Genomic DNA, 18,596 nt, shown 5'->3' on the forward strand with positions numbered 1-18,596 from the left:
CCCCGGCAGGCGGGCACGGCGCTACGTAACAGCGCCCCGCAAACCCAGACTAGGATGTTGAATTAAAGATGGCCCAAGTAATTGTTTCTGTGACATTGGCGGCAAGCGCCGAACGCGTGTGGGATTTTATCGGCGGCTTCCAGTCGCTGGCTGAATGGTCTAGCTCGATCAAGACCAGTTTGGCAGAGCAGGGCGGCCGGGTGCGCCGCCTGAAGACCACGGATGGCGCCATCATCGCCGAACGTCTGCAAAGTTTCAGCGAAGCGGACAAGAGTTATAGCTACACCATCGTCTCGGGACCGATACCCGTCAAGAATTACCGCTCCACCCTGCGCGTCAGCGGTGAACCGGGCGCCACCTCCTGCGTGGCCGAATGGTCGAGCGAGTTCGATGCGGCCGAAGGCGTGGAAGACGTCATGATCGCCGCGTTTCAACATCTGTATGAAACGGCCTTCGCCGACCTGAAACGCATCATGGCAATCTAAACAAGAGGGGCAGTTCTGATGAACTGCCCCTCTTTGTTTTAGCGCTTCACTTTGCCAAACGCTTCACCCTTGTTCCAGGTTGGCATGGTCTTGTCGTTGGCCACTTCATAACCGAGGTTCAGGGTAAATTGCGCCTGCTGCACCATGCCCGACAAATCCCAGGCCGGGTTGTATTCATCGGTCACCTGGTGATAGACCTTCTTGAAGGCCACCATGCGCTCGTTTGACTCTTTCGGATCTTTCACGAAATCAAAGTAGCCGTCGCCGGAAAATACGGCCGAGCCCACGTTGAAGGCGGGCACGCCGGCCTTGGCAAAGCTGAAATGGTCGGCGCGGAAAAAGGCGCCCGACAGGTCGGGAATCGCTGGCGCCAGGCGTAATCCCATGCGCTTGGCGACCTTGCCGGCGCTGGCGTACAGGCTGCTGCGCTCGGCGCCGGCCACGCCGATGTCGCGCGTCTTGCCAACGAAGTTCATGCTGTCCAGGTTCAGGTCGGCAGCGGTTTTGTCCAGCGGCCACAACGGTGTGCGGACCCAGGCAGTGCTGCCCAGCATGCCGGTTTCTTCGCCGGCCGGCCACAGGAAGATTTGCGTGCGGCGCGCTGGTTGCTTCACGGCCACTTGCGCCATGGCCAGCAAGGCTGCCGCGCCCGAGGCATTGTCGACCGCACCGTTATAAATGTGGTCGGTCTTGTCGCCGCGCGCCTGGCCGCCTTCATCGATGCCCAGATGATCCCAGTGGGCCGAATAAATCACGGCTTCGTCTTTCAGCTTGGGATCGGTGCCCGGCACGATGCCGGCCACATTGAATTGCTCGATGCTGCGGATCTTGCTGTCGACCTTCACTTGCACGGTGGCGTTCAGGGCGACGGGCTGGAAGTCGCGCGTTTCAGCCTTGGCGCGCAGGGCGTCCAGGTCCTGGCCGGCCGCCTGGAACAGTTCGCGCGCCGTGTCTTCCTGCAGCCAGCCTTCGAAGGCATTGCCGGCGCCTGCCAGGTTGAAGCGTTCATGGCTGAAGCCGTTGGCAGGCACGCTCCAAGGGTAGGATGCCGATTCCGTCGTGTGGATCAGCAACACGCCGGCGGCGCCCTGGCGCAGCGCTTCCTCGTATTTGTAGACCCAGCGGCCGTAATAGGTGAGCGACTTGCCGGCGAAACGATTCGGTTCGGCAGCCGTCGGTTGCGGGTCGTTGACCATCATCACCAGCAGCTTGCCCTTGACGTCGATGCCCTTGAAATCGTCCCATTGCTCTTCGGGCGCGCGGATGCCGTAGCCGACGAAGACGACCGGTGCGTCGAAGGCCACTTTTTGCTGGCCGTTCGAGGCGCCATACACGATGCCCTTGCCCACCTCGGGCGAGAAGGTCTTGCCGCCGGCCGTGAAGCTGACCGTACTGTCAGGCAAGGCTTTGCTGCCGACAATCTTCACGCCCTGGCGATACGTGCCGTCTTTCAATGGTTGCAAACCGATGATGGCTGCCTGGGTTTCCAGGTAGCGCACCGCCAGGTCGCCGCCGCGCTGGCCCGTGCCGCGTCCTTCCAGCAAGTCGTCGGCCAGGAATGATAAATGGGCGCGCAGCGGCGCTTCGGCGACGACGGGCAGGGGCTGGGCATGGGCGTAGCTGCTGAGCAAGGCGATGCCGACAGCGAGGGCGAGGGGTGAACGCATGAAGACTCCAAAAGTGAAAACGGGTAGGCGATGCCGGGATCAGGGTCTGGCATCAGAGGCAATCTTACTCTACCGCAAGCGGCGGCGCGAGGCGTGCGGCGCGGCTGCAACGATCCGGGCCACAATGCAGCTTGGCCGCCAGCCGGCTGGCCCCACAACAGGGAGCGTCACCATGAGCGCAGCAGAGAGCAGCTTGCAGCACAGTCATTCTGGCAACACCGTGCAGACCGCCGATGGCAGTTTGATTTACTACAAGGACTGGGGCAGCGGCGCGCCGGTCGTCTTCAGTCACGGCTGGCCCTTGTCGTCCGACGCCTGGGAAGACCAGATGTTTTTTCTCGCTGAGCATGGTTACAGGGTCATCGCGCATGACCGGCGCGGCCATGGCCGTTCCAGCCAGCCTTTCCAGGGCAACGACATGGATACCTATGCCGACGACCTGGCCACCCTGATCGAAGCGCTGGACTTGCAGGGCGCCACCCTGGTCGGGCATTCCACGGGCGGTGGCGAAGTGGCGCGCTACATCGGTCGTCATGGCACGGACCGCCTGGCCGGCGCCGTGCTGGTGGGCGCCGTGCCGCCGCTGATGCTGAAAACAGACAACAATCCGCTGGGGTTGCCGCTATCGGCTTTTGACGACATCCGCGCCGGCGTACACAAGGACCGCAGCCAGTTCTTCCGCGACTTGAGCGAGCCCTTTTATGGTTATAACCGGCCCGGCGCGCAGGTGTCGCAAGGCGTGCGCGACAGTTTCTGGCGGCAGGGCATGCAAGCGGGCATGCCGGCCGCCTATTTGTGCATCAAGCAATTTTCGGAAACGGATTTCACGCCGGATCTGGCCAAATTTGACGTGCCCACCCTGGTGATCCATGGCGACGATGACCAGATCGTGCCGATCGCCGCCTCGGCCAGGCGCACGGCGGAATTGATTATCGGTAGCAAGCTGCTGGTGTATGCGGGCGCGCCGCACGGTCTGGCGAGCACCCACAAGGACAGGTTGAATCAGGACTTGCTGGCTTTTTTGTCTAACCCGGGAGCCGTGTAATGTCCGGGCCAGCGGTGCTGCCGTATTTCTTATTAAAGATTCAATGTTGACACTGTTTTGCACCAATTACGTGCGGATCGCCGATTTTTCTGCGTTTTAGGACGCAAAAAACGGCGTTATCCGGTCGGCATCCACCCGGTATCGTCCAGTAAAGAGTAAACTAGAGGATACACTCTTTCGCATTGGGCGATTCGAGCGAACTTGTGAGTGATTTCATGTCTGATACACCAATTTCCTTATTTTCCGACCTTAACCTGAGCGAGCCGCTGATACGCGCGCTCAAGGATGTCGGTTACGAAACACCGTCGCCTATCCAGGCGGCAACGATTCCATTATTGCTCGCCAATCGCGACGTGCTGGGCCAGGCACAAACGGGTACCGGTAAAACCGCTGCCTTCGCCCTGCCTATCCTGTCGCGCATCGATCTGAAACAAAGCTCACCCCAAGCCCTGGTGCTGGCCCCGACGCGCGAACTGGCGATCCAGGTCGCCGAAGCGTTCCAGGTCTACGCCGCCCACATCCCTGGTTTCCACGTGCTGCCGATCTACGGCGGCCAAAGCTATGGTCCGCAACTGTCGGCGCTGCGTCGTGGCGTGCACGTCGTTGTCGGCACGCCAGGCCGCGTCATCGATCACCTGGACAAAGGTTCGCTGGACCTGTCCAAGCTGAAAACCCTGGTGCTGGACGAAGCCGATGAAATGCTGCGCATGGGCTTTATCGACGATGTCGAACGCATCTTGAAAGAAACGCCGGAAGGCCATCAAACGGCCCTGTTCTCGGCCACCATGCCATCGGTCATCAAGCGCATCGCCACCACCTACCTGAACAACCCGGCTGAAGTCACCGTGGCCGCCAAGACGGGTACGGCGGACAACATCCGCCAGCGCTACTGGCTGGTGTCGGGCATGCACAAGCTTGACGCATTGACCCGCATCCTGGAAGCCGAAGCGTTCGACGGCATGATCATCTTTGCCCGCACCAAGCTGGGTACGGAAGAGCTGGCCGGCAAGCTGCAGGCACGTGGTTTTTCGGCTGCCGCCATCAATGGCGATATCCAGCAAGCACAGCGCGAGCGCACGATTCAGCAGTTGAAAGACGGCAAGATCGACATCCTGGTGGCAACCGACGTGGCCGCCCGCGGCCTGGACGTCGAACGCATCAGCCACGTCATCAACTACGACGTGCCGCACGATCCGGAAAGCTATACCCACCGTATCGGCCGTACCGGCCGCGCCGGCCGCAGCGGTGAAGCGATTCTGTTCATCACCCCGCGTGAAAAGAACTTGCTGAAATCGATAGAACGCGCCACGCGCCAGCCTATCGGCATGCTGGAATTGCCGACCATCCAGGCCGTCAATGACGTGCGTATCGCCAAGTTCAAGGAACAGATTACCGAAACCCTGGCGCTGGGTGAACTGGAACAATTCCAGTCGCTGATCGAAGATTTCGAGCGTGAGCAAAACATTCCCGCCATCGAGATCGCCGCCGCCCTGGCGAAGATGGCCCGTGGCAATGTGCCGTTGTTGCTGGACAAGAACAAGCAGCGCGAGCAAAGCACCTGGCAAGACGACCGTCCAGTGCGCCAAGACCGTTTTGACCGTCCTGAACGCAATGACCGCAATGACCGCTTTGAGCGTAACGACCGCTTCGACCGTCCTGAGCGCAGCGAGCGTCCAGCCTTCCCTAAAAAAGAACGCATCTCGCGTCCAGCCGACGCCGGCATGCAAACTTTCCGTATCGAAGTAGGCCATCAGCATGGCGTGAAACCTGGCAACATCGTGGGCGCCATCGCCAACGAAGCGGGCATCGATTCGAAAAACATTGGCCGTATCGAAATCTACGACGATTACAGCGTCCTCGATTTGCCGGACACCATGCCGAAAGAATTGCTGGACCAGTTGAAAGGCGTGTGGGTTGCAGGTCAGCAATTGCGCATCAGCCGTGACGGCGATGCGCCAGACCTGGCGCCAGCGAGCCCGCGCAAGCCGTTTGCCGCCAAGGCCGCGCCGGCAGCCGCGCCTGAAGCAGCGTTTGACGCAGCGCCACGGGCACCGAAGAAAGAACGTGCACGTCCAGGCGTGACGGCGTACCGCATCGAAGTGGGCCGTCAACACGCTGTAACGCCAAGCAACATCGTGGGCGCCATCGCCAACGAAGCGAACCTGGAAGCCAAGCTGATCGGCCGTATCGATATCTATGACAACTTCAGCATCCTGGATATGCCGGAAGGCATGCCACCGGAGATCCTCGACCACCTGAAAACGGTCGTCGTCTCGGGCCAGAAGCTGCGTATCAGCCTCGATGACGGCACCACGGAGCGCAAGCCTGAAGCACCGCGTCACAAGGCGCCGCGCAAGTTCAAGTAATGGCAGCCTCGCAGGCGCCTCCCCGGCGCCTGTGTCTCGGATTCGAGACAACTCTGTACCTGGCACCTGCGTGCCAGGTATTTATTTTCCCGCAAGAAACACTTTCCCCTCTTACGCTACCATTGCTGAAGGCCACGGCACGCCGATACTGTTTGTATCCGCACGCGCCATCTATTACCCGGCGCTTTCTCCTGAGTTAACAATGACTTGAGCAATAAATAATATTTGAATAATTTTTTTACTAAAACTCAGTCATTTATTTTTATTTTAATAAAGTCAATTTAATTGAATTAAAGTAAATACTAAAAGGTAGCATAGTTAATTTTTATCATATTGTTTGATAGGCGTCATGTCCTATGAGCGCATATCTGGCAGGTGCTTGATGTGGTATATTGTTTTTATGTTTTTGTTATGCTAGTTGAGAAAAATAGAGGAGCGACAATGCGGGTCAACACGCCTATTACGCAAAATGAATACGTATTAAATGAGGGCATGACGATTGTTTCCACTACGGATTTACAGGGAAACATCAATTATGCGAATCAGTATTTCATTGAAGTCAGCGGATTTTCAGAAATGGAATTACTGGGGGCGCCACAAAATATCCTGCGCCACCCCGATATGCCGGTCGAAGCATTTGCCGACCTGTGGGAAACCATCAAGAGCGGCATGCCGTGGACGGGCATGGTCAAGAACCGCTGCAAGAATGGCGATTTCTATTGGGTGCTGGCCAATATCACGCCCGTGATTGAAAACGGCCGCCCCATCGGCTATATGTCCGTGCGCACCAAACCCACGCGCGAGCAGATCAACGAGGCGGCTGCCCTGTACCAAGGTTTTAAAGAGGGCAATACGTCCAAGCTGGCGATACGCAATGGCCGTATCGTGCGCCAGGGCTGGGCCGCCAGGCTGGCGGAATGGCGCAAGCTGAGCCTGCCGCAGGATATTGCCCTGCATTGTGTGATCTTTGGCCTGATCCTGATCATCCTCGGCTGCGCCGTGTGGAATATCGATGGCGAAACCAGCACGGCCACGCGCAGCTGGCTCAGTGGCGCCGCCGCCGTGGGCGTGGCCTTGGCCCTGTATTTCTGGTCGCACTTGCACAATTCGCTGGCCGCCCCCCTGAACGACGCCATCACGGTGGCGCGCAAGATGGCCGGTGGCGATTTGACGGGCACCATCGAACATGTGCGTGATGATGACATGGGTCAATTGATGGCGGCCTTGCGCCAGACCAATATCAATTTGCACAGCATCATCGGCGACGTGCGCGCCAATTTTGAAGATATCCGCATCACCACGGCCGAAATCGCCACCGGCAATATGGACTTGTCCAGCCGCACCGAGTCTCAGGCGTCCAGCCTGGAACAAACGGCGGCCAGTATGGAAGAGCTTACCTCGACCGTGCAAAACAGCGCCGAACACGTGGCCATGGCCAATGACCTGGCGCTGCAGGCGTCTGGTATCGCGGCCAAGGGCGGCGCCATCGTGACGGAAGTGGTTACCACCATGGATGAGATCAGCAGTTCCTCGCGCAAGATTCTCGACATCATCGGCTTGATCGACGGCATCGCTTTCCAGACCAATATCCTGGCCTTGAACGCCGCCGTGGAAGCGGCGCGCGCCGGCGAGCATGGCCGCGGCTTTGCGGTGGTGGCGGGCGAAGTGCGCAGCCTGGCCCAGCGCTCGGCCACGGCTGCCAAGGAAGTCAAGCACCTGATCGACCATTCGATCGCCACCGTCAATGCGGGCACCGAGCTGACCAGCAATGCGGGCGCGACCATGACGGAAGTGATCGCCTCTGTAGCCCGCGTGACGGAAGTGATGGATGAAATCTCCTCGACCACGCGCGAACAGAACCAGGGCATAGGCCAGGTCAACCAGGCGGTGATTCATATGGATGGCATCACGCAGCAAAACGCCGCGCTGGTGGAACAGGCAGCGGCGGCCGCCATGAACCTGGCGCAGCGCACGGACAGCGTGGCCAAGTCGATCAGCATTTTTAAACTGAAATCTTCGCCCAAGCGCAAGAGCGCTGGCGTGGGGGCGCGGGCGCTGTTGAAGGCGAGGTAAAAAAAGTCAAACCCAGACTGCAAATGCTGGGGTCGTACCCTCAGGGTACGACCCCGGTCTTTGCCCTTGGGGTACTCAAACTGTATCAGCGTTTAAGCTGATACACCTCTCCCTGCCGCACCTGCTTCACCACCCCATCTTCCCCAAACAAAATCACAAATTCCCCCTGCGCACCGGATTGCGTCGGGTAGGTGTACATCCACACTTCATTACCGCTGTCGAAACGGATGGCCGTGCTGTCGCCCAGAGCCGTACGTACTTGCTGCTTGCTGGCGCCGATCTGCACGGTGTGTTCCAGGGTGGCGTAAGGCACATTCTTGCTCGCTTGCAAGGCGCGCGTGCCCGAGCAGGCGGTCAGCGTGGCGAGCAGCAATAGACTCAGCCACTTCATGGCGTCACCTCGTCCATATAACGCAATTCCAGCAAGCTGTCGTCGGGCCAGCTGGCATCCCACAGGGGCGCGTAATAACTGCGGTCCAGCAAGACCTGGCAATCGCAATAGGGCAGCGAGGCGGGTGTCTGCTCGCCGCCTGCGTACAGCATCCTGAACGGCAGCGCCAGGCGGCGTTCGCCATGCACCAACGTCACGCCAAACAGGGGGCGGTCCGCGAAGAACAAATAATTGCCGTCGGGCTGATTGCACACCTTGTCGGTGCTGTACAACATGCTCGAGAGCCAGGCGATGATTTGCGGGTCATTTGAAATCAGGCCGGAATCCATGCCGGCGCGGCATTCCAGGCGCAAGTCGCCCAGGCGCCGCGTATCGGGCGGCAAGCCGGGCGTGATCACCTGGGCGCGCCAGCTCATGCTGCTGGCCTTGCGGTTGGCGAGCAGCACGGCGTCTTCGCGCAAGGCTTGCTCATTGCGCACGGGCGCAAAACTGTTGTCGGCTGCCAGGGGCAGCGGCACGCTGACGGTGTCGCCGGCGATGCGCAGCTGTACGCCGCTCATGTCCACGCCGGGCTGGCGCGGCAGCAGCCGGAAGCGCAGGCTGGCCTGTGGTGCCAGCGCATGGTCGCGCTCGAAGCGGTCCACACCCTGCATCATCTTGCGGTAGGATTTATCGACCGGGTCGCGCGTGGCGTCAACCTTGACTTGCGGTACTTGTTGCGTGGGCGCAGTTTGCGCCAGCGCAATCGTGCTGTGGAGCAGTAAGCCAACTAGCAGTGGAAGTAAGGCACGCATGCAGCCATGCTACGCTGTTTCGCCCAACCGCCACGCACGCATGACTTCAGCAGCTCAGTATTCGGTCGATTTGCGCGCGTCCCCACGCACCAGTTCCGCCGGGTATTTCAAACGATTGAGTGCCATCTTTTCCAGCACGGCCGCGTGCAGGTCCACGCCGCTCTTGTCGGCCAGGCGCACCAGATACATCAGCACATCGGCCAGTTCGTGGCGGATGCCCGTGCGTTTCGCCTCGTCCAGTTCCGCGTCCGCGCCGGTGGCCAGCCACTGGTAGTGTTCCACCAGTTCCGCCACTTCCACCGACAGCGCCATGGCCAGGTTTTTTGGCGTATGGAACTGGTCCCAGTCGCGCTCTTGCGCAAAGGAGCGCAGGCGTGCGCGGATGTCGAGCAGGCTGTCAGCAGGCGCGCTCATGCCGCCAGCGCCAACGGTTTTTCCATGAAGACGCTGAACGGGTCGTCCGGATAACCGCCGTAGGGGCCGCGCCGCTGGTAGCCTTGGCGTGCATACAGGGCGATGGCGGCTGGCTGGTGGATGCCTGTTTCCAGTGGCAGCAGGCGGCAGCCACGCTCGAGCGCCTGCGCTTCCAGCACGGCCAGCAGGCGCTGGGCCAGGCCCAGGCCACGGCTGTCCGGATGCACATACATGCGCTTGACTTCGCCAAATTCGGGTGTGACGACGATGGCGCCGCAGGCGACTGCCAGGCCGTTTGCATCGCGCGCGACGGCAAACAGCAAGGAGGCCGGCGGCAGCGACGCCAGATCCAGCGAGTACACGCTGTCAGCCGGATACAGGCTTTGCTGGTAGGCGTCGAGCTCGGCGATCAGGGCCAGCACATCGGCTTGTTGCGGCGATTCAAGATGGATTTGCATGGGGAAAGTACATAAAATGTGATTTCCCCATGGTATCACTCCTGCTTCTTTAGGCGCATCGACAGGCCCACGGGCGACATCACAAAACCCATCAATTCCTGCGCCTCGCCACCATCGGGCGTATCGATCCCGGCAATATCGAAACTGCCCAGCAGCATGGCCATGGCGATCTTGATTTCCAGCAAGGCCAGATAGCGGCCGGGGCAGGTGCGCAAGCCGGAGCCGAAAGGCATGGCCGCCCGCTTGTTGTTGGTCTCGTGTTCGCCCTCGGCCAGCCAGCGCTCGGGCTTGAATGCTTGCGCATCGGCAAAATGCGTATCGGATACCGTATCGTGGCGCATCAGGCAGCAAATCATGGTGCCGGCCGGGATGGCGATGTCGGCGATGACGGTGTCGCGCAGCGCTTCGAGCGGGATATACGGCGCCACCGGTTTCAAGCGCATCGCTTCGCTGGCGCAGGCGCCCAGGTAGTCCAGGCTATCCATTTGCTCGATCGTGAAGGCGGAAACATCGGGCGCCAGGCGGCGTACTTCGTCGCGCGCCTTGGCCAAGGCTTGCGGATTGCGCTGCAGCAGATACAGCATCCATGAAAGCGTGTTGGCCGTTGTGTCTTCACCCGCCAGCAAGATGGTCAGCACATTGCCCGCCACATTGCCGTCGTTGACGCCGCTGTCTTTTTCATCGGCTGCGCCTATCATCGCTTCGAGCAGATTGGGCGGACGCTCGCGGCGCACCGGGTCTTGCGCCATGCGCAACCGTGCCTGTGCTATCAGATCGGCTATCGCCAGCTTCAGGGCCGCCATGTCGCGGTCGAGGCGGTGGTCGCGCGGCAGCTTGACATAGCGCCAGTAGGGCACAAGGGACAGGCTGCGCCGCGCCACGGCCGGCAGAATCGCATCCAGATGGCGCTGGATCACGTCGTCGCCCGCTTCCAGGGTATTGACCTCGGTGCCGAAGGCCAGGCCGGCGATGATGTCGACCGTGTAGCGCTTTAAATCGTCATCGAGGTTGATGGTCTGGCCGTGCGCGGCGGCGTGAGCCCAGCGCCGCTGCAAACGCTGCGCTACCGTCACCAGCGAGGGAAAATACGCCTTGATGGCGCCGGGCGCCATGCCGGCCATGACCATGCGGCGCTGGTTGCGCCAGGTGGCGCCTTCGGCCAGGAACACGCCAGGCTGGCTGCCCATCTCTTCGGCGACGATGACGCTGCTGAGGGGCCGGCGAAAGCCATCCGGACGGTCGCGCAGTATGGCGGTAATCGCCTCGCTATCGGAGACCACCAGCATCAATTGCGGACCAAACCAGGCGCGCACGAAGGGACCGTAGCGCTGTGCCCAGCCTTCCATGTCGAGGTGGATGCGTGGCAGTTTGACTTGCAGGCTATTTCCGATAAAGGGCAGTGCCCAGGGTCCCGGCAATTGGCGGATCTGGCGCAGCGGACGACTATTCGATGGTGTGGCGGTGTGATCGAGTGGCGGCATGGCGTGCTCCTGCTGAATGTTGAAGATACATGTTGAAGATGCGTGTTGAGGATGGCTTGACTGTACGCGCCGCACGGTGCCGCGTATTGAACGTTTACGACATCATCACAGGTATTTTCACCGCGTTGCAAATTATGCCACTCGCTGTAGAATGAGCCGCATGTCGACCACGCCGAAAAACCCTGCCGCAGCCATCACGCGCCTGATTGCGCCACGCATGGCGCTGGCGTCCTGCGTGCGCGCCATCGTCGTGCGCGACACCACGTCTTGCGCGCCCTTGCCACCCGCGCAGCGCCTGAACCGCTTTCCTGCCGTGCCCATGTGCTGCATCGTCTGGACCATCAAGGGTGAGTTGGAGGCCGCCGGACCGGGCCTGTCGCTGGCCGATGTGCGCATGCTGCCCGCACTGGTCGGTGGCCCCCGCTCGTATCCGCTGGTCAGCTACAACCCTGGTCCCGTGCACTCGTTTATTGTGATGTTTTACCCGGCCGCCTTATATGCGTTGACGGGCGTGTCGATGGATGCCTTGCTGGACCAGTTTCGCCCGCTTGAAACCATATTCGACGCCGACTGGCAGGTGCTGTCCGACGCCATGCTGGCTGCGCCCGACGATGAAGCGCGCATCCGTCTGCTGGAAGCTTTTCTGGCGCCACGCTGGCAAGCGGTCCGCAAGGCCGGCGATCATTCGGCAGGCGCCATGCAGGACTGGGTACGCCGCCTGGGCGTGCAGGCGGCATCGACAGGGTTGGCCAGCGGTGCGCGCAATATCGAGCGCCGCATCAAGGCCTGGGCCGGCCAGCCCATGCGCACTTTGCGCCGCATGCGCCGCGCAGAACAGGTATTCCTCGACGAGCGCGAAGCCATCTTGCAGGGCAGGGTGTCATGGACCGAGGTGGCCGCCAGCGGCGGTTATGCCGACCAGGCCCATTTCTGCCGCGAGACGCGTGAAATCACCGGCCTGACGCCGACCGAGCTGACGCGCGCCATGAAGGAAGACGAAAGCTACTGGATATACCGTATCTGGAACTAATTTATTCTGCGTAGACCAGGCCCTTGCGCAGCGTGATCTGATGGTGGCCCGCGCCGGGCGCCATCATGGGGAAGCAGTTTTCCTCGCCATGCACGCGCACGTCGAGAAAGTAGGGACCATCGGCGGCCAGACACTCGGCCAGCGCCGCATCCAGTTCCGCGCGGTGTTCCACCGTACGGGCTTGCCAGCCGAAGGCGCGCGCCAGGGCGACGAAATCGGGCAGCGCTTCGGTGTAGCTGTGGCTGTAGCGCCCGCCATGTATCAGTTCCTGCCACTGGCGCACCATGCCCATATAGCCATTGTTCGACAACACCACTTTGACGGGCAAACGGTGCTGTACGGCGGTGGCCAGTTCCTGGATATTCATCAGTATCGATGCGTCGCCGCTGACGCACACCACGGTTTTATCGGGATGGGCGATCTGCGCGCCGATGGCGGCCGGCAGGCCATAGCCCATGGTGCCCGCGCCGCCTGATGTGAGCCAGCGGCCCGGCCGCTCGAAGCGCAAATGCTGGGCGGCCCACATCTGGTGCTGGCCCACGTCGGTGGCGACGATGGCGTCCTGGCCGTCCAGCGCCGCCTGCAGGCGCTGCATCAAGGCTTGCGGGGCGATCACGCCTGGCGTGTCCTCAAACGCCAGGCTGTTCTGTGCACGCCAGCCATCGATGCGGCGCCACCAGCTGGATAAATCCTGCCTGGACTGGCTTTGCAAGGCGCCCACCAGCGCCGCCAGCACGGGTGCGCAATCGCCGCGCAAGGCGACATCCGCACGTACTACTTTATGGATCGAAGCGGGGTCGATATCGATGTGTATCACTTTGGCGTGGGGGCTGAAGGCGTCCAGCTGGCCCGTGACCCGGTCGTCGAAGCGGGCGCCCACGCAGACGATCAGGTCCGCATGGTGCATGGCCAGATTCGCTTCCAGGGTGCCGTGCATGCCCAGCATGCCCAGGAAAGCCGGGTGCGAGGCGGGGAAGGCGCCCAGGCCCAGCAGGGTCAAGGTACACGGCGCGCCGGCCATGGCGGCCAGCGCCTGGAACAGGGCGCAGGCGGACCCACCGGAGTTGATCAAGCCGCCGCCGCCATAAAACACGGGCTGGCGCGCGCCGGCCATCAGGCTGGCGGCGCGCTCGATCTCGGCTTGTTCGGGCAGGCGTGCCGGCGCCGGTGCTGCCGGGATAGGCGGCGCGCCATGCACGGGCGCCAGTTGCAGATCTTTGGGAAAATCGATCAGCACGGGGCCGGGCCGGCCTTGCGTGGCTTGTGCGAACGCGGCCTGCACCACGGCTGCTACTTCTTCGGCGTCGCGGATTTGCCGGTTCCATTTGGTGACGGGGCGCGAGATGCCCAGCGCGTCGCATTCCTGGAAGGCGCTGGTGCCGATCGCCTTTGTCGCCACCTGGCCGCTGATGCAGATCACGGGAATCGAATCGCACAGGGCGTCGAGCAGGCCGGTGGTGGTGTTGCTCATGCCAGGGCCGGAGGTGACGAACACCACGCCGGGCCGGCCGGTGCTGCGCGCATAGCCTTCTGCCGCGTGCACGGCCGCCTGTTCGTGGCGCACCAGCACGTGGCGCAGGCGCGGCTGCGCGTGCAGCGCATCGTACAGGGGCAGCACGGCGCCGCCCGGATAGCCGAACACGGTATCCACGCCCAGCGACAGCAGGGTGTCAATCAGCACACTGGCGCCATTGCGGGAGGGAAGGTCGACGGCGGGAGCGAGCAGGGTGGCGTGGTCAGGTTTCATGCGCTTATTGTCTATCTGTCCTGTCAGAAAAGGCTGCTGGATTTGTGATGTAAAATCACTATTTCAGCAAAATTTGCTGCAAAGTGAAGGAAAATCAGCATGAAGCTGGATAAATTCGACCTCGCCATCCTGACGGCGCTGCAGCAGGACGCCCGCATCAGCCTGCATGACCTGAGCGCCAAGGTCGGTCTGACGTCGTCGCCGTGCTGGGCGCGCATCAAGCGCATGGAGGACGATGGCGTGATCGAGGGTTACACGGTGAACGTGAATGCGGCCAAGGTGGGGCTGGCCGACACCGTCATCGTGCAAGTGACCCTGGACGACCATTCCGACCAGGCCCTGTTTGAATTTGGCCACGCGCTGGCCATGATCCCCGAAGTGCTGGAAGCCTTTTTGGTGTCCGGCGACTACGACTATTACCTGCGCATCGCCGTCAGCGACACGCGCGACTACGAACGTTTGCTGCGCGAGCGCCTGTACAAGATCCCCGGCATCCGCCACAGCAAATCGAGCTTTGTCTTGCGGCAACTAAAGCAAAGTTATCTGCCGCTGCAGCGTTGAGCGTGCGCAGGCTAAGTAGAGAAAAGCAGCTTGAATGCCAGGAGGATGAGGAAAAATAAAAACAGGGTGTTGTGTATATGTTATTCATTTTCCGTATCCCGTGATGGCGCCGCCTCAGCCGCGCCATCGATTCAATATCATCTTCAGGGGAAGCAGAATGAATCGTTTATCGCATCTGGCCCGGTGGCTGGCCGCCGCCCTCATCTTGTTTGGCGCCGCGCCCGCCATGGCGGCGCTGATCCATTTCGACGATATCGCGCCCGACATCTACAGCAGCGGCGACGTGCTGCAGACCTCGGGCTACACCTTTTTATTTTTGGCCGACCCCACCTCGGCCGCGAATGGCTGGTCCAGCGGCGTGGGCGCGCTGCTCGACGGCGGCGCCGATTCTTCCTGCGATATCCTCGCCTGCCCCAGTGGCGCCAGCGGCAATTACCTGGCGATTCTCAACGATGGCGGGCTCCAGCTGTCGCACGCGCAGGGATTCATGCTGGCCGGTTTCGATTATTCCTTCATCGCCCCTGTCGCGGGAGGCATCGACCAGAACTGGGGCCAGCTGCAACTGAGCGGCTTGCTGCGCGATGGCTCGATGATGACTGCCACGCTGGATTTTCCAGGGCAGGGCAGCGATGGCAATTATCACTTCCAGCCTGCCTTGCTGCCGGCCGCCTTCGGCAGCCAGGTTTTTGTGAACCTCACTTTCAATGCCTGCATTTTCAATGCGCTCGGCTTGTGCAGCAATACACTCGCTTTCCCCGCCTTCAACCAGGCGCAATTCGGCCTCGATAACATCAGCATCAACGCCGTGGCAGAACCCCCGACGTCGATGCTGATGCTGGCCGGCCTCTGCGCCATCGGCATGTTGTCGCGCCGCCGCCAGGCGCATCGTCTGCAAGGAGCATGAGATGAAACTTCATCCTGTTTCGTTGGCCATCTTTTGTCTGGCTGCCACCCTTGCCGCTGGTTTTGCACCATCTGCGCAGGCACAGGAACGCCGCTCTTACATCGTGCAATTGATCGACAAGCCCGCCGCCAGCTATGCGGGCCAACTGGCCAGCCTGGCCGCCACCAAACCGGCGCCGGGCGCGCGCATCAATGTGGGCGCGGCCGATGTGCAGGCCTACCTCGCTTATCTCGATAGCCGCCAGTCCGCGGTGAGCGCCAGCGTGCCGGCCGCCCATATCACGCACCGCTACAACGTCGTCTTCAATGGCTTTTCCGCGCTGCTGACGGATGATGAAGTGCGGGCCCTGAAGCGCAACGGCAGCGTGGCCAGCATCAGCGCCGACCATATCCTGCAGGTCGACACCAGCTACACGCCGACTTTCCTGGGCTTGAATCAGCCGGGCGGCTTGTGGGAGCAACTGGGCGGCACGGCGCATGCGGGCGACGACATCATTATCGGCATCGTCGATACGGGCATCTGGCCCGAGAACCCATCCTTTGCCGACCGCCTTGATGACCAGGGTGTGCCCAGCCACGGCGGCAGCCATGTCGCGTATGGCCCGCCGCCCGCCAACTGGCAAGGCATCTGCCAGGAGGGCGAAGGTTTTAGTACGGCCAATTGCAACAACAAGCTGATAGGCGCGCGCTACTACCGGACTTCCAGCGCCGCGCTGCACTGGACGGAATTTCTCTCGCCGCGCGATTCCCTGGGCGGTGCGACAGGGCATGGCGGCCATGGTTCGCATACGGCTTCCACGGCGGGCGGCAATCATGGCGTGGCCGCCAGCGTAGACGGCGTCTCGCTGGGCGCCGTCTCGGGCATGGCGCCCCGTGCGCGCCTGGCTGTGTATAAAGTCTGCTGGACCGCGGCGTCGACGGGCCGCAATGGCTGCGCCACGTCCGACAGCGTGGCCGCCATCGACCAGGCCGTGAAGGATGGCGTCAACGTCATCAATTTTTCCATCGGCCCGAACGCAGGCGGCGGCGCCTTCGATGATCCGACCGAACAGGCCTTCCTGGGCGCAGCCGGCGCGGGCGTGTTCGTGGCGACTTCGGGCGGCAATTCCGGCCCTTCCACGCTGCCGCCCAATATGCAAGCGCCCGTGTCGCACATCAGCCCGTGGCTGGCGACGATGGCCAATTCCACCCACAACCGCCTGTACGCGGGCAACGTCATCCTTGGCGATGGCCGGCGTCTGGAAGGCGCATCGAGCAATGCCAATACGCCGCTCTCGCCGCTGATACGCTCGCGCGATGCGGGCCTGCCTGGCGTGGCGGCTACCGACATCAACTTGCTGCGCTGTTTTGGCGATGCCGATGGCAGCCCGGCTTATCTCGATCCGGCCAAGGTGGCGGGCAAGGTGCTGGTCTGCGACCGGGGCGCGAATATTCTCATCAACAAGAGCGCGAATGCCAAAACGGCGGGCGCTGTTGGCGTGGTCATCGCCAATGTGGCGGGCGGCGCCACCAATCTCGTCAACCAGAGCTATGTGCTGTCTACCGTGCAGCTGGCACTGGCCCCGGCCGAGACCCTGAAAGCGTACATGGATGCCACACCCTCGGCGACGGTGGCCTTGGGTGAAGTGCATGCGATTGCCGACACCAGCGTGCTGGCGCCCATCGTCAGCGGCAGTTCTTCGCGCGGGCCCAATGTGGCCGACCCGAATATTTTGAAGCCCGACATGTCGGCGCCTGGCACGAATATCCTGGCAGCCGTGTCGGCCGACCTGACCCAGGCCCAGCGCGATGCGGTGGCGGCCGGTGGCGTGGCACCCGTGGTGGAATGGGATTTTTATACGGGCACCTCGATGGCCAGCCCGCACGTGGCTGGCGTGGCGGCGCTGCTGAGCCAGCAGCACCCATACTGGTCGCCGGCAGCCATCAAATCGGCGCTGATGACGACCGCGTACAGCACTTATGCTGACGGCTTGAATGGCAGCCTGCCCTGGGATGCGACGGCGAAAAATGCAGGCCAGTTGCCATGGGGGCAGGGCGCGGGCCATATCGCACCCAATGGCGCCAGCGATCCCGGTCTGGTGTATGACGCGGGTCTGGTCGATTACGTGCGCTTCCTGTGCGGCTTGAATATCCGTACGCCGTATTCCACCGATTGCAGCGCCATCGGCGCCATCGCGCCCTACAATCTGAACCTGGCGTCGCTGACTGCCGCCCATGTGCTGGGCGCGCTGACCTTGCAGCGTACGGTGACCAATGTGGGTGCCAGCAGCGCCGTCTACAACGCCTCGGCCAGCCTGCCAGGTTTTAGCGTGCAAGTCACGCCGCAAAGTCTGTCGCTGGCGCCCGGCGAGAGCGCGCAATTCCAGGTCAGGCTGACGCGCACCACGGCGCCGGTCGATACCTGGGTGTATGGCGCCCTGAGCTGGAGCGATGGCGCGCACACCGTGCGCAGTGCGCTCACGGCGCGTGGCAGCGTGCTGGCCGTGTCGCCGCTGGTCGGCAGCGCAGCACTCACGGGCAGCAAGGTGCTGAGCCTGGGCACGGGCTTTTCCGGGCCGCTGGTCGCCGTCAAATCGGGCTTGCTGCCAGCAGCACGCGAGACGCGCTCCATCGGCCAGGCCGACAACAATACGGCCTCAAGCAGTTGCACCACGGGCGGCGCGGTGGGCGTGAATGTGCATAGCGTGGTCATCCCGGCCGGCACCCTGGCGGCGCGGTTTGCCACCTACGATGACGACACCACGGGCGGCGCAAACACCGACATCGACATGGAGGTCTACAACGCCGCCGGTGAACAGGTGGGCAGCAGCGGCAATGAAGGCTCGAACGAGCAAGTGGAGCTGCGCTTGCCGCCAGCGGGCGCTTACCGCGTCTGCGTGATCGGCTACGCGCCGCAAAATGGCAGCGCCGACTACACCCTGTCGTCGTGGGTGCTGGCGCCTGGCCTGAGCGATGGCAACTTCAAGGTGCTGATGCCGGGCACCGCCTACATAGGCGGCACGGCATCGGTGGCGCTGTCCTGGTCCGGCCTGGCGCCTGGCCAGCGCTACCTGGGCGCACTTGCATATCAGGTGGCGGGTACGCTGCAAGGGCTGACGGTGATCGAGGTCGACACCACCGATCCCGTACCGCTGTTGCGTAGCGCGCGCGCCAGCAAGCCAGTGCCGGTGAAATAAATCAG

Annotated in this window: 15 protein-coding genes; 8 read left to right on the forward strand and 7 right to left on the reverse strand. The window is 62.1% G+C overall.

Translation table 11 applies throughout. The features are described 5' to 3' along the window. Positions 1–68 precede the first annotated feature (68 nt). Positions 69–485, forward strand: coding sequence for an SRPBCC family protein (locus HDE72_RS02430; RefSeq protein WP_183737119.1), 417 nt, complete (start codon positions 69–71; stop codon positions 483–485). A gap of 38 nt (positions 486–523) precedes the next feature. On the opposite strand, the gene HDE72_RS02435 is transcribed toward HDE72_RS02430, so the two are convergent. Continuing rightward, a complete protein-coding gene (locus tag HDE72_RS02435) occupies positions 524–2,152 on the reverse strand; it encodes a M28 family peptidase (protein WP_183737120.1) in 1,629 nt (542 codons plus the stop codon). A gap of 172 nt (positions 2,153–2,324) precedes the next feature. On the opposite strand from HDE72_RS02435, the gene HDE72_RS02440 reads away from it, so the two are divergent. From HDE72_RS02440 to HDE72_RS02450, 3 genes are all read left to right on the forward strand, one after another. Continuing rightward, entirely contained in the window at positions 2,325–3,197 is an 873-nt protein-coding gene (locus tag HDE72_RS02440; protein ID WP_260176367.1) for an alpha/beta fold hydrolase, read from the forward strand. A gap of 215 nt (positions 3,198–3,412) precedes the next feature. Beyond that, positions 3,413–5,563 carry a DEAD/DEAH box helicase gene (locus tag HDE72_RS02445; protein WP_183737122.1) on the forward strand — a complete coding sequence of 717 codons (2,151 nt, stop codon included), beginning with the start codon at positions 3,413–3,415 and terminating at the stop codon, positions 5,561–5,563. Between the two features lie 441 nt (positions 5,564–6,004). Further along, a complete protein-coding gene (locus HDE72_RS02450; RefSeq protein WP_183737123.1) occupies positions 6,005–7,636 on the forward strand; it encodes a methyl-accepting chemotaxis protein in 1,632 nt (543 codons plus the stop codon). An 85-nt stretch (positions 7,637–7,721) separates the two neighbouring features. Here HDE72_RS02450 and bamE read toward each other — a convergent pair whose 3' ends face one another. From bamE to HDE72_RS02475, 5 genes are read right to left on the reverse strand one after another with little or no spacing between them, the layout of a single operon-like run. Beyond that, positions 7,722–8,027 carry an outer membrane protein assembly factor BamE domain-containing protein gene (gene bamE / locus HDE72_RS02455; RefSeq protein ID WP_183737124.1) on the reverse strand — a complete coding sequence of 102 codons (306 nt, stop codon included), beginning with the start codon at positions 8,025–8,027 and terminating at the stop codon, positions 7,722–7,724. Continuing rightward, positions 8,024–8,821, reverse strand: a complete 798-nt coding sequence (locus HDE72_RS02460; protein ID WP_183737125.1) for a hypothetical protein — start codon at positions 8,819–8,821, stop codon at positions 8,024–8,026. The genes bamE and HDE72_RS02460 overlap by 4 nt, the downstream gene beginning before the upstream one ends. A 54-nt stretch (positions 8,822–8,875) precedes the next feature. Continuing rightward, positions 8,876–9,235: a nucleotide pyrophosphohydrolase gene (locus tag HDE72_RS02465; RefSeq protein WP_183737126.1), complete on the reverse strand. Its 360-nt coding sequence runs from the start codon at positions 9,233–9,235 to the stop codon at positions 8,876–8,878. Continuing rightward, a complete protein-coding gene (locus HDE72_RS02470; protein ID WP_183737127.1) occupies positions 9,232–9,693 on the reverse strand; it encodes a GNAT family N-acetyltransferase in 462 nt (153 codons plus the stop codon). The genes HDE72_RS02465 and HDE72_RS02470 overlap by 4 nt, the downstream gene beginning before the upstream one ends. A 35-nt stretch (positions 9,694–9,728) precedes the next feature. After that, the gene (locus tag HDE72_RS02475; RefSeq protein WP_183737128.1) at positions 9,729–11,174 is read right to left on the reverse strand and encodes a cytochrome P450; all 1,446 of its coding nucleotides are present in this window, start codon (positions 11,172–11,174) and stop codon (positions 9,729–9,731) included. 160 nt (positions 11,175–11,334) lie between these two features. On the opposite strand from HDE72_RS02475, the gene HDE72_RS02480 reads away from it, so the two are divergent. Further along, positions 11,335–12,204, forward strand: coding sequence for a helix-turn-helix domain-containing protein (locus tag HDE72_RS02480; RefSeq protein ID WP_221291126.1), 870 nt, complete (start codon positions 11,335–11,337; stop codon positions 12,202–12,204). A 1-nt stretch (position 12,205) separates the two neighbouring features. Here HDE72_RS02480 and ilvB read toward each other — a convergent pair whose 3' ends face one another. Further along, a complete protein-coding gene (ilvB, locus tag HDE72_RS02485) occupies positions 12,206–13,951 on the reverse strand; it encodes a biosynthetic-type acetolactate synthase large subunit (protein ID WP_183737129.1) in 1,746 nt (581 codons plus the stop codon). A 99-nt stretch (positions 13,952–14,050) separates the two neighbouring features. On the opposite strand from ilvB, the gene HDE72_RS02490 reads away from it, so the two are divergent. The 3 genes from HDE72_RS02490 (at position 14,051) to HDE72_RS02500 (ending at position 18,591) form a co-directional block, all read left to right on the forward strand. Next, positions 14,051–14,512, forward strand: coding sequence for an Lrp/AsnC family transcriptional regulator (locus HDE72_RS02490; protein ID WP_070217690.1), 462 nt, complete (start codon positions 14,051–14,053; stop codon positions 14,510–14,512). 157 nt (positions 14,513–14,669) lie between these two features. Further along, positions 14,670–15,416: an NF038120 family PEP-CTERM protein gene (locus tag HDE72_RS02495; RefSeq protein ID WP_183737130.1), complete on the forward strand. Its 747-nt coding sequence runs from the start codon at positions 14,670–14,672 to the stop codon at positions 15,414–15,416. A 1-nt stretch (position 15,417) separates the two neighbouring features. Further along, positions 15,418–18,591 carry a S8 family peptidase gene (locus HDE72_RS02500; RefSeq protein WP_183737131.1) on the forward strand — a complete coding sequence of 1,058 codons (3,174 nt, stop codon included), beginning with the start codon at positions 15,418–15,420 and terminating at the stop codon, positions 18,589–18,591. Positions 18,592–18,596: the final 5 nt, after the last annotated feature.

Origin of the sequence: Janthinobacterium saanense, assembly GCF_014200675.1 — a bacterium.
Taxonomy (GTDB): domain Bacteria; phylum Pseudomonadota; class Gammaproteobacteria; order Burkholderiales; family Burkholderiaceae_D; genus Janthinobacterium.